Source organism: Thalassospira lohafexi (assembly GCF_002844275.1).
GTDB lineage: Bacteria > Pseudomonadota > Alphaproteobacteria > Rhodospirillales > Thalassospiraceae > Thalassospira > Thalassospira lohafexi.
This window is the reverse complement of sequence record NZ_NXGX01000006.1, coordinates 186,014-198,217: the sequence shown is the minus strand read 5'-3', so window position 1 is coordinate 198,217 and position 12,204 is coordinate 186,014. Positions and strand designations below refer to the sequence as shown.

Annotated in this window: 9 protein-coding genes and 1 pseudogene; 8 read left to right on the top strand and 2 right to left on the bottom strand. The window is 53.8% G+C overall.

Going from position 1 to position 12,204, the window contains the following annotated elements:
• Positions 1–495 precede the first annotated feature (495 nt).
• From COO92_RS22420 to COO92_RS15895, 5 genes and pseudogenes are all read left to right on the top strand, one after another.
• Positions 496–576: pseudogene (locus COO92_RS22420) on the top strand (hypothetical protein); the annotation flags it as partial.
• A 28-nt stretch (positions 577–604) separates the two neighbouring features.
• Entirely contained in the window at positions 605–1,048 is a 444-nt protein-coding gene (accB, locus tag COO92_RS15910; protein WP_101303677.1) for an acetyl-CoA carboxylase biotin carboxyl carrier protein, read from the top strand.
• Between the two features lie 17 nt (positions 1,049–1,065).
• On the top strand, positions 1,066–2,406 hold the full coding sequence (accC, locus tag COO92_RS15905; RefSeq protein WP_022733479.1) for an acetyl-CoA carboxylase biotin carboxylase subunit: 1,341 nt from the start codon (positions 1,066–1,068) through the stop codon (positions 2,404–2,406).
• Positions 2,407–2,660: 254 nt separating this feature from the next.
• Positions 2,661–3,308, top strand: a complete 648-nt coding sequence (aat, locus tag COO92_RS15900) for a leucyl/phenylalanyl-tRNA--protein transferase (protein ID WP_101303675.1) — start codon at positions 2,661–2,663, stop codon at positions 3,306–3,308.
• 42 nt (positions 3,309–3,350) lie between these two features.
• Positions 3,351–3,833 carry a GNAT family N-acetyltransferase gene (locus tag COO92_RS15895; protein ID WP_101303673.1) on the top strand — a complete coding sequence of 161 codons (483 nt, stop codon included), beginning with the start codon at positions 3,351–3,353 and terminating at the stop codon, positions 3,831–3,833.
• Between the two features lie 81 nt (positions 3,834–3,914).
• Here the strand turns inward: COO92_RS15895 and serA are convergent, their stop codons facing one another.
• The gene (gene serA / locus COO92_RS15890; RefSeq protein WP_101303671.1) at positions 3,915–5,156 is read right to left on the bottom strand and encodes a phosphoglycerate dehydrogenase; all 1,242 of its coding nucleotides are present in this window, start codon (positions 5,154–5,156) and stop codon (positions 3,915–3,917) included.
• A gap of 227 nt (positions 5,157–5,383) precedes the next feature.
• On the opposite strand from serA, the gene COO92_RS15885 reads away from it, so the two are divergent.
• Both COO92_RS15885 and COO92_RS15880 read left to right on the top strand, forming a co-directional pair.
• Positions 5,384–6,538 (top strand): GNAT family N-acetyltransferase, encoded by a 1,155-nt coding sequence (locus COO92_RS15885; RefSeq protein WP_101303669.1) that lies wholly within the window; start codon positions 5,384–5,386, stop codon positions 6,536–6,538.
• Between the two features lie 115 nt (positions 6,539–6,653).
• Entirely contained in the window at positions 6,654–7,844 is a 1,191-nt protein-coding gene (locus COO92_RS15880; RefSeq protein ID WP_101303667.1) for a benzoate/H(+) symporter BenE family transporter, read from the top strand.
• 12 nt (positions 7,845–7,856) lie between these two features.
• On the opposite strand, the gene COO92_RS15875 is transcribed toward COO92_RS15880, so the two are convergent.
• Positions 7,857–8,297, bottom strand: a complete 441-nt coding sequence (locus tag COO92_RS15875; RefSeq protein ID WP_101303666.1) for a VOC family protein — start codon at positions 8,295–8,297, stop codon at positions 7,857–7,859.
• A 390-nt stretch (positions 8,298–8,687) separates the two neighbouring features.
• On the opposite strand from COO92_RS15875, the gene COO92_RS15870 reads away from it, so the two are divergent.
• Entirely contained in the window at positions 8,688–12,170 is a 3,483-nt protein-coding gene (locus COO92_RS15870; protein ID WP_101303664.1) for an indolepyruvate ferredoxin oxidoreductase family protein, read from the top strand.
• Positions 12,171–12,204: the final 34 nt, after the last annotated feature.

The following is a 12,204-nucleotide window of genomic DNA, read 5'->3' as shown; positions in this document are numbered from 1 at the left end:
GCAAGCTGTGTTCCGCGGTTTTTATACCTGAGGGCGCGTAAAGCGTTCTTGATCACCGCATGCGGATCACAATCGGTTATGCAGCCAAGTCGCAAAGGCCCAATGCAAAGTTGCGTCAGACCTTGGTCGTGTTATAAAAGCTGCACCAAATGTTGGGCATGTGGGAACGAATGACGAAACCCGTCTACATTCTAAATGAGCCGAATTTGAACCTGTCAGGGTACATCCGCGAGGATTCCTTGGGCGCGGGAACACTCAATCGATCAGGGAGACAGTCACAATGACAGCACATCCCGTGACATTTGTGTTCTCGGTCGTTCAGGCCCCCCTAAAGGCGGTTCGGTTGACTGGAATGAGCACGCCCAACAAGAAGATTCTGGTATTCTTATCGATGCTGGGGCATATACGCACATATCGGTTGCGATCTTTGAGGTCCATCTGTCCAATTTTTAAAAGCGGGATGCCTTCAGACATCATTCTTACGTCTCGAAAGCTGCAAACGGCATGATCTACGGGTTTGGCTCCCAGAGCTATATACACGTTATATCCACGCCCTGGATGCCATGCGCGGATTGATCCACTCACCATCATAAAAGATATCGAAATGAGCAAGTTCAACATCGACAATGACGCCATTCGCCAGCTCGCCGAGCTGCTTGACGACACCAAGCTGACCGAAATTGAAGTTGCCGCTGGTGACAACCGCATTCGCGTTGCCCGTCAGGGCACCATGGTTGCAGCCGCACCGGCAGCTGCCCCGGTTGCAGCAAGCGCACCTGCAGCCGCCGCTGCACCGGCCGATGCAGGCGCCCATCCTGGTGCCGTCAAATCACCTATGGTCGGTGTGGTCTACTTTGCACCGGAACCGGGTGCTGCACCTTTCATTTCGGTTGGTTCGTCCGTTACCGAAGGTCAGACTCTTATGCTGATCGAAGCAATGAAAACGTTCAACCCGATCCGTGCGCCGAAATCCGGCAAGGTGTCCCAGATTCTGGCCACCGACGGCCATCCGGTCGAATATGACGAACCGCTGATCATTATTGAATAAGCCGGGGCAATAACCGCATGTTCGACAAAATCCTGATTGCCAACCGTGGTGAAATCGCGCTGCGTATTCAGCGGGCCTGCCGCGAAATGGGCATCAAAACTGTCGCGGTGCATTCGACCGCCGATGCAGACGCAATGCATGTCCGTTTGGCCGACGAATCGGTCTGTATCGGACCGCCTGCATCCAAAGACAGTTATCTTAACGTTCCTGCCATCCTGTCGGCCGCCGAAATCACCGGGGCAAACGCCATCCATCCGGGATATGGTTTCCTGTCGGAAAGCGCCGACTTCGCATCGATGGTTGAAGAACACGGCTTTACCTTTATCGGTCCGACGCCAGAACACATCCGCACGATGGGTGACAAGATCACCGCAAAACAGACTGTGGAAAAGCTTGGTATTCCAGTTGTTCCGGGGTCCGACGGCGAAATCACGACGGTCGAAGAGGCGCGTAAATGTGCCAATGAAATCGGCTATCCGGTGCTGATCAAGGCATCTGGTGGTGGTGGTGGCCGCGGCATGAAAGTCGTGGAGCGCGACGAAGACCTTGTTGATGCCTTTTCCATGACACGTAAGGAAGCATTGCAGAACTTTGGCAATGCGGCCGTTTACATCGAAAAGTATCTCGGCAAGCCGCGCCACATCGAACTGCAGGTGATTGGCGACACACATGGTAATGCCGTGCATCTGTTCGAACGTGACTGTTCGTTGCAGCGTCGCCATCAGAAGGTTCTGGAAGAAGCACCCTCACCGACCTTAACGCCCGAAGAACGCCAGCGTATCGGCACCACGGTCGCCAATGCCATGATCGGCATGGGCTATCGCAATGCTGGCACGATTGAGTTCCTGTATGAAAATGGCGAATTCTATTTCATTGAAATGAACACCCGTCTTCAGGTCGAACACCCGGTCACGGAAATGATCTCCGGCGTTGACCTTGTACGTGAACAGATCCGTGTCGCAGCGGGTCTTGAACTGTCGTTCAAGCAGGAAGACCTTGAAATCCACGGCCATGCGATTGAATGCCGCATTAATGCCGAGGACCCAGAAACTTTCGTTCCGTCACCGGGCAAGATCAAGGAATACCATGCGCCAGGTGGTCTGGGCGTGCGTGTCGATAGCGGTATTTACACCGGTTATTCGATTCCGCCCTATTATGACAGCATGATCGCAAAACTGATCGTGCATGGTCGTGACCGCGAAGAATGCATGATGCGCCTGCGCCGTGCACTGGCGGAATATGCGATTGGCGGGATTAAGACCACCATTCCACTGCATCAAAAGCTTCTTGCCAACCCGGACATCCAAAAAGGGGATTACGACATCCACTGGCTGGAAAAGTTCATGGGCATGAAATAAGCAATCAATTGATTGTCACGAAAAACGGGGATCTTTCAGGTTCCCGTTTTTTTATGATCTGCCGTCATCCGCCAGACAGATCATGCAACTTTCATTTGTCTTGCCAACGATTGGCATCAAATATTTAATCAAACGCACCTAAGATGGAAAAACATCATGATCAAACGCCTTGAACAGTCTTGTCAGGGCGAACGACCGCCACATATGTACAGTGTCGTCAGATAGACAGGACGGAAACCATTATCACTGCCATCATGTCAAACCAACTGACACCTGATCTATTGATCCGGGCATATTCTGTCGGACTTTTCCCGATGGCCGAAAGCCATGACGATCCAACCCTTTATTGGATTGATCCGGAATGGCGCGGGATATTGCCCCTTGATGGATTTCATGTGCCGCGCTCCTTGCGAAAGGCCGTGCGCAAGGGTGATTTCAAAATCCATGTTGACCGGGCTTTCCCGGATGTGATTCGCGCCTGTGCAGAACCAACTGACGACCGTGATGACACATGGATCAATGATAATATTCTCGATGCCTATTGTGCACTTCACAAAATGGGCTGTGCACATTCCATCGAAGCCTGGAAAGACGGGCAGCTTGTCGGGGGCCTTTACGGGGTCAGTCTTGGCAAGGCCTTCTTTGGCGAAAGCATGTTTTCACGTGCGACCAACGCATCGAAAATCGCCTTGGTCCATCTTGTCGCGTTAATGCGCCAAGGCGGCTACAGCCTGCTGGATACTCAGTTCGTCAATGATCACTTAAAACAGTTTGGCGTTCTCGAAATACCACGTGAGCGGTATCGCAATGAACTCGCACAGGCGCTTGCCGGGCGGGCGAACCTTCCGTTTGAGGTCGAACCGGAATTTCTTGAACTCACACTGTCGGGCGGCGATAAATAGAAACACATTATCGTGTCTCACAGTTTAGAAGTTTGCCATTCGATGCACATCCGAGAAGCCGCCCCACGTGACAAGGATGCCATCCTTGCGATTGTCGAACCGATCCTGCGCGCGGGTGATACCTATGCGATTGATCCCAACCTGACACGCGACCAGATCGCCGATTACTGGCTGGGCGCCGACAAGACCACACTGGTCGCAGAGCAAGACGGTCAAATTCTTGGCACCTATTACATCCGGACCAATCAGGCCGGTGGTGGCGCACATGTCTGTAATTGCGGCTATATGGTTGCCCCAAACGCCAGCGGGCAAGGCCTTGCACGCAAGATGTGTGAAGACTCGCTTGTTCGGGCCAAGGACCTTGGCTATCGCGCGATGCAGTTCAATTTCGTCATCGCCAGCAACGCCGCCGCCATTCACCTGTGGCCAAAACTCGGCTTTGAAGTTGTCGGCCGCCTGCCCGATGCCTTCATGCATCCGACATTGGGCGAAACAGACGCACTGGTGATGTATCGCAAGCTATAAATACGTCGCGTTAAATAGAAAAAGGGGCGGGATCCATATGGGTCCCGCCCCTTTTAATTTATGTTCATCAGGCTGTTATGATCAGAACAGGAAGCGCACCCGCAAAGTACCTTCGATGTTGGCAAGTTCCTTGCGCACACCAAGGCCCGGTTTGATTTCCTCGTCGACTTCGACGACGACATACCCAACACCACCTTCGGACCGCAAGTACTGGCCACTGATGTTCATGCCGCGCGTTGAAAACACGTCGTTGATTTTCGACAGAACACCCGGAACGTTGCGATGAATATGCATGAAACGGGTATGAGTGCGGTCCTTGACCGGAAGGGACACTTCCGGGAAGTTTACAGCACCCAATGTCGAACCATTATCGGAATATGTGATCAGCTTGTCCGCAACTTCAAAACCGATATTTTCCTGTGCTTCCTGCGTCGATCCACCGATATGCGGGGTCAGGATGACGTTACTCATGCCCCGAAGTGGGCTTTCGAACTGCTCATCCTTGCCTGCCGGCTCAACCGGGAACACGTCAAGCGCCGCACCGGCCAAATGACCACTTTCAAGCGCAGCAGCCAAGTCTTCGATTACAATGACATTGCCGCGTGCCGCATTGATCAGATGTGCGCCAGGCTTCATTTTGCCGATCTCAACTGCCGTGATCATGTTTTTGGTCTGATCATTGGCCGGAACATGCAGTGATACCACATCCGATTGCGCCAGCAATTCATCCATCGATGTGCATGTGGTGGCGTTGCCCATGGCAAGCTTGTTGATCACGTCATAGTAAATGACATTCATACCAAGCGATTCGGCCAAAACCGACAGCTGCGAACCGATATGACCGTAACCAATAATGCCAAGCGTCTTGCCGCGTGCCTCATAGGACCCTTTGGCATTTTTCAGCCAGTCACCCGCATGGGCAGCAGCATTACGCTGCGGAATACCGCGCATCAACATGATGATCTGGCCCAGAACCAATTCAGCCACCGAACGGGTATTTGAATAAGGCGCGTTAAAGACCGGAATACCGCGCATGGCAGCCGCCTTCAGATCGACCTGATTGGTGCCAATACAGAAACAACCGATTGAGGTCAGCTTGCCTGCTGCGTCGATGACTTCTTCGGTCAGTTTGGTGCGAGAACGGATGCCCAGAAAATGCGCTTCGGAGACAACGGATTTCAATTCATCCGCGTCGAGCGCAGCAGGGTAATGGTCGACATTAGAGTAGCCGGCCTGTTTGAACATCTTTACAGCGTTTTCATGGATACCTTCGAGCAGGACGATCTTGATCTTGTCCTTCTCCAACGAAAGTTTGCTGTTCACGGCGCACCATCCTTTTCTTAAGCGAGGGCGACACGGGAGAATCCCGAGCCGTCAGTGATCGTCACAGGACAATCATGGCCCAATGGAATAGGACTTTGAGACATCTGCGTCAAAGGCTTTCCCTTGCGTAAATACGCAATGCGCCTATCTTCTGAACGCATATACCGGCTACTGCGTATAAAACTGGCCACCCGTTGCGATCAGAATACAAGTCAGGGGACTACAACTTGCCCGCCGAAATCAAGACCGTCACCGATATCCATGAAATCGGGCAAGCCCAATGGGACAAATGCGCTGGTTCTGATAATCCCTTTGTCAGCTTTGCATTTTTGTCGGCCATGGAAGACAGCGCCTCAACCTGCGCTGAAAATGGCTGGCAACCCTTTCACCTTGTACTTAAAAACGAAGATGGTCTGGTGATCGGAATCGTCCCGCTCTATGTCAAGGCACACTCCTACGGGGAGTATGTTTTTGATTGGGCGTGGGCCGAGGCCTATGAACGTGCCGGCGGTCAATATTACCCAAAACTGCAATCAGCCGTCCCCTTCTCACCGGTCACCGGCCCCAGACTTCTTGTGGCAAACGATCATCCCGATCCCAGCAGTGTGCGGCGCATGCTGATTGAAGGCCTTTCGATACTGCCCGAAAAGCTGGGCATGGCGACGTTGCACGTCACCTTTTGCAGTGGTGACGAAAGCAAACAAATGCGCGACGCCGGGTTTCTGACGCGCACCGGCTTGCAATATCACTGGCATAATCGGGACTATCAGACCTTTGACGATTTCCTCGGCGCACTAAATTCGCGCAAACGCAAAAACCTGCGCAAGGAACGCAAACAGGTTCTTGAAGCCGGATATACGTTCAAGGCCCTGCGTGGTGATGATCTAAAGCCTGAACACTGGGATAGGTTTTACCATTTTTATCGCGATACATCGGACCGCAAATGGGGTCAGGCTTACCTGACCCGGCAGTTCTTTGAATTGCTGCATGAACGGTTGCGCGACAGAACGGTTTTGGTGGCGGCGTTCCATGATGACGAAATGGTTGCCGGCGCGCTGAACCTGATCGGGTCCGAAACCCTTTATGGGCGCAACTGGGGCACAATGGACCGTACCCCGCTTTTACATTTTGAAACCTGTTATTATCAGGCAATTGATATCGCGATTGAACATGGCCTGAAAACCGTCGAAGCAGGCGCACAGGGCGAACATAAAATTCAGCGTGGCTATGAACCGGTCATCACCCATTCCGCCCACCTGATCGCCGACCCCGGCCTACGCCGTGCGGTCGCGCAATTCCTGGCTCAGGAAAAAGATCACATCGCACAGGACCAAGAATTCATTAAATCCGAACACAGCCCGTACCGGCAGGATCAAGGGTAATTCAGCAGACCAAGAAAAACTGGTTTGTTTAAAAAGTTCCCGCTAGGGTCAAAAACCCTGTGGTTAACGGCTTCTCCATGCGCCACTAACCTTTGATCAACCTGCCGGAGCCACCATGCTGCGTGATATTTCGCCCCAGAGTATTTTCATGGGCCTACTGGCCGGGTTTGTTGGGTCGGCTAGTTCATTTGCTGTTGTACTACAGGGGTTAACGGCAGTTGGTGCCACGCCTGAACAGGCAGCATCGGGGTTGATGGCACTGTCCCTTTCCATGGGGTTATGTGCGATTGTTTTATCGCTTAAGACAAGGCTTCCAATCAGCATTGCCTGGTCAACTCCGGGGGCGGCACTTCTGGCAACGTCCGGGGCGATTGACGGCGGCTTTGCCGTAGCGGTCGGGGCCTTTATCATCTGTGCCATCCTCATCATCATCAGCGGTGTTTGGAAACCCTTGGGCCGTGCGGTTGCGGGCATCCCTGCCCCGCTTGCCAATGCGATGCTGGCCGGTGTGCTGCTTGGCCTCTGCTTTGCCCCGGTCAAGGCGGCTGCCTTTGATCCGCTGTTGGGCCTCCCCATCGTGATTGCGTGGCTGGTGGTCGGGCGGATTAACCGTCTGCTTGCGGTGCCTGCGGCCCTTTTGGCGTTTATTGGCGTGATGATTTTCGGGATCGATTTTCCGCCAAATGCCTTGGCGAACCTTGGCAACTCCATCGCCCCACCAGTGGAATTCATCATGCCGGACTTTACCCTTGCCGGGCTGGTTGGCATTGCCTTGCCACTTTTCATCGTCACCATGGCATCGCAAAACATTCCGGGCACGGCGGTTCTGCGCGCCAATGATTATGACACACCACCGGGTCCTCTTTTTACCGTGACCGGCATCTTTTCATTGCTTTCGGCCCCGTTTGGCGGACATGCGGTCAACCTTGCCGCCATTACGGCTGCATTATGCGCAGGCAAGGATGCCCACCCCGATCCAGCCAAACGCTATTGGGCGGCTGTGTTTGGCGGGGTGTTTTATATCGCGTTCGGATTGCTCGCCGGACTTGTCACCGCCTTCATCAGCCTTGCACCAAGCATCCTGATCGAAGCCGTCGCGGGTCTTGCCTTGATCGGCGCGTTTGCCGGATCGGCTGTTGCGGCCTTCAGGCAAGAAGATGCCCGTGAAGCTGCCGCTGTCACCTTTATCGTCACGGCAGCCGGTTTGACATTCTATGGCATATCGGGTGCGTTTTGGGGATTGCTGGCCGGGGGGCTTATTTACCTGCTTACACATTTGCGCAATCGAAAACCGCCGACCGCGTAAGGTGGCAACACGCTATCCCTGCGGCGGAATATGCAGGTTTCCGGCGTCATCAAGTTCCCAGAATGGGTTGAACGCCACTTCCCATGCATGTCCGTCGGGATCGCGAAAATACCCGGAATAGCCGCCCCAGAATACTTTCTCCGCCGGTTTCTGGATTTTGGCCCCGGCTTTTTCGGCCTCAAGCATCACCGCGTCGACCTCGGCCTCGCTGCGCGCATTAAACGCCAATGTCAGCCCGCCAAATGTCGCCCCGGTATCATCGTCAAACTTGCCATCCTTGATCAGATCCGCCCGGCCAAACAGACCAAGTGCGAGCCCATTGGACAGTTGATAGAACACAACCTGACCCTCGACCATCTGGGTGACGTGCCAGCCAAGCCCGTCTTCGTAAAACCGCCGGGACCGATCCAGATCGGCAACACCAAGTGTGATCAGTGAAACACGTTGGTCCATCTACATGATCCTTTCCTGATTCTTTACCCAAGTTCCACGCAAACGATACCACGTGGGTTTTGCTGTTCCGAGCAGAGACTCGGCCAACCCGAAATATCGCACCGCAGCAGAAACGCAATTATATTGCGCGCAAATCGGTACCGGAATAAGTAAATATTAAGTTGACGTAACGTCAATCCATACAATCGGGCGTTTTGGGCTGTGCACTGCGAGTTCGCTTTGAAAAAAGGTCAGCATTCATTACCATTACGACATCTCGCATTGGTCCCGCAAACCGTGCGAGATGGATTTACACACGGGCCATACCGAAACACTGCACCAACGCCCATATCCCTATAAGCAGTGTGTAAAAGGTCCGGCACATCAGAGAGATTCCGAGGGAGACTGGTCATGGCACAATTGGCGGCAATTAGCCTTGATGATAAATATACGCTTGAAGAAGGCCGGGTTTATCTGACAGGCATTCAGGCACTTGTTCGATTGCCTCTGATGCAGCGCCAGCTTGATGCGCGCGCAGGCCTTAATACTGCGGGCTGTATTTCCGGCTATCGCGGGTCGCCGCTTGGTGGTCTGGATCAACAATTATGGCGGGCCCAAAAGTTTCTATCCAAGCAACAGATCGAATTTCAGGCCGGGGTCAACGAAGACCTTGCCGCCACCGTTGTTTGGGGCAGCCAACAGGTCAATATGTACCCGGATGCCAAATATGATGGCGTTTTTGGCATGTGGTATGGCAAGGGACCGGGCGTTGACCGGTCCGGCGATGTCTTTAAACACGCCAACTATGCTGGCACATCCCAAAATGGCGGTGTCCTTGTTCTTGCCGGGGATGACCATTCTTGCAAATCATCCACCCTGCCCCATCAGACCGAATATGCCTTTATTGATGCGCAAATCCCGGTTTTAAACCCATCCGGTGTTCAGGATATCCTTGATTTCGGCATTCATGGTTGGGCCATGAGCCGTTATTCCGGTTGCTGGGTGGCGATGAAAACCATTGCCGAAACGGTCGAAAGCTCGGCTGCGGCCGATGTCGCACCAGACCGCATCACTCCGATCATCCCCGATGATTTCGCCATGCCCGAGGGCGGCCTGCATATCCGCTGGCCCGATACCCCCAAGGAGCAAGAACATCGCCTGATGAAATACAAGCTCTATGCCGCATTGGCATATGCGCGGGTCAATAAACTCAATAAAACCGTGATCGATAGCCCGAATGCGCGGCTTGGTATCATCACAACGGGTAAGGCATATCTTGACGTCATGCAGGCGTTTGATGACCTTGGCATTTCCGAGCAAGACGCCGCACAGATCGGCATTCGGGTTCTAAAAGTCGGGATGAGCTGGCCGCTCAACCGTGACGATGTGCGCGAATTTGCCATGGGCTTAGAGGAAATCATCGTCGTCGAAGAAAAACGCGCGGTGATGGAAAATCAGGTCAAGGAACAGCTTTATAACTGGCGCGAAGATGTCCGCCCGCAGGTTATTGGCAAGTTTGATGAAAAAGGCGAGTGGATCCTGCCATCGATGGATGAGCTGACCCCGGCCCGCATTGCCGTGGTTCTGGCCGAGCGGATCAAACGGTTCTATGACAGCCCGGCCATTCATGAACGCATTGACTGGCTGGCCGAAAAGGAAAAGGAAATCGCCGAACCGCGCCCGGATGTCGCGCGCATTCCGTGGTTCTGTCCGGGCTGCCCGCACAACAGTTCAACCAAGGTCCCCGACGGCAGCCGTGCCATGGCCGGGATCGGGTGCCATTACATGGTTAACTGGATGGACCGTTCGACCGAAACCTTTACCCATATGGGCGGCGAAGGTGCGACCTGGATCGGTCAGGCACCCTTTACCCATGAAAAACATGTTTTCCAGAACCTTGGTGATGGGACCTATTACCATTCCGGGTCTTTGGCCGTGCGCGCCGCCGTCGCGTCGGGTGTCAACATCACCTATAAAATCTTGTTTAACGACGCGGTTGCCATGACCGGTGGCCAGCCGGTTGATGGTCCCCTGACCGTGCCACAGGTCACCCGTCAGATGTTTGACGAAGGTGCCAAGCGCATCATCGTTCTGTCTGACGAGCCAGATAAATACCCGATGGGGTCTGACTTTGCCCCCGGTGTGGATATCCGCCATCGTGATGAACTCGATGCCACCCAAAAAGAACTGCGCGAGATCGAAGGTGTTACCATCCTTGTGTTTGATCAGACCTGTGCGGCGGAAAAACGCCGTCGTCGCAAACGCAAACTGATGGTCGATCCGCCCAAGCGCGTTTTCATCAATGACCTTGTCTGTGAAGGCTGTGGCGATTGCGGTGAAAAATCGAACTGCCTTGCCTTGGTGCCGGTCGAAACCGAATTTGGCCGCAAACGTGCCATTGACCAATCGGCCTGTAACAAGGATTTCTCATGCCTAAACGGCTTTTGCCCAAGCTTTGTAACGATTGAAGGCGGATCGCTGCGTAAGCCAGATGCCGCTGCCAAGGGCGACAATCATGGCGATGCCGTCTTTGCCAGCCTGCCGCGCCCGACCCTGCCTGATATCGACGAACCATGGTCGGTTCTGATCACGGGCGTTGGCGGGACCGGTGTGGTTACCATCGGCGCATTGCTGGGCATGGCCGCCCATATTGAGGGCAAGGGCATTGTCGGACTTGACATGGCCGGCCTTGCGCAAAAAGGCGGGGCTGTGGTCAGCCACATCCGCTTTGCCAACGAACAAAGTAAACTGCATGCCGCGCGCATTCCGGCCGGCGAAGCCAATGTCGTGCTGGGGTGTGACCTTTTGGTCGCGGCAAGTTACGAAGGCTTGGCCAAAATGCGCCGCAACTTTACCCAAGCCGTGATCAACACCCATGAAACCGTGACGGGTGCCTTTACCAGCAACCCGGACTTTGAGCTTAAAACCAACGAGCATATGAAAGTCATCTCCGACACCTGTGGTGCGGACGCGGTCAATTTTGTCGAAGGCAGTGACATTGCCACCCGCTTAATGGGCAATTCGATTGCCACCAACCTGTTCATGCTTGGTGTCGCGTGGCAGCGCGGCCTGATCCCGATCACCGAAGAAGCCCTGATGCAGGCGATTGAGCTTAATGGTGTGGCCGTTGATATGAACAAGCAGTCATTCTATTGGGGCCGGTTATATGCCCACGAACCCAATCGCGTTCTTGAGGTTGTTGGCCCGAACGAAGTGCAGGCTCACCCGGTTGCCACCGAACTTTCCGACATCATCGCCAAACGCGTCGATTTCCTGACCGGTTATCAGAATACCGCCTATGCCAACCGCTATACGACCCTTGTTGATCAGGTCGCCGCGGCGGAAAAACGCCTTGATGGTGGGGATGAATTGACCCGAACAGTGGCGAAATACTACTTCAAACTGCTGGCCTATAAGGACGAGTACGAAGTCGCACGACTTTATACCGATCCAGCGTTCCTTAAGAAGTTGGCCAAAAACTTCACGGGTGATTACAAAATCAAATTCCACCTTGCCCCACCGGCGATTGCCGATAAGAACCCGGAAAATGGTCAGCTAACGAAATCGACCTATGGTCCATGGATGATGAATGCCTTCCGCGTTCTGGCGAAGTTCAAATTCCTGCGCGGTACCGCCCTTGATCCGTTTGGCCGCACCCATGAACGCAAAGCCGAACGCCAGTTGATTACCGATTACGAAGTGCTGGTTGCCGAAATCATTGGCGGGTTGACCCATGACAATGTACGTATTGCCAACGCGCTTCTGGCATTGCCCGAACAAATTCGCGGATATGGTCACATCAAAGATGGCAATATTGAAAAGGTCAAAACGCGTGAGGCCGAGCTGATCGACCAGTTCCGCAACCCGCCAGAACACCTTAAGGCCGCGGAATAATCCCGCACAGACCACCAAAACCAAAGGCCCCGAC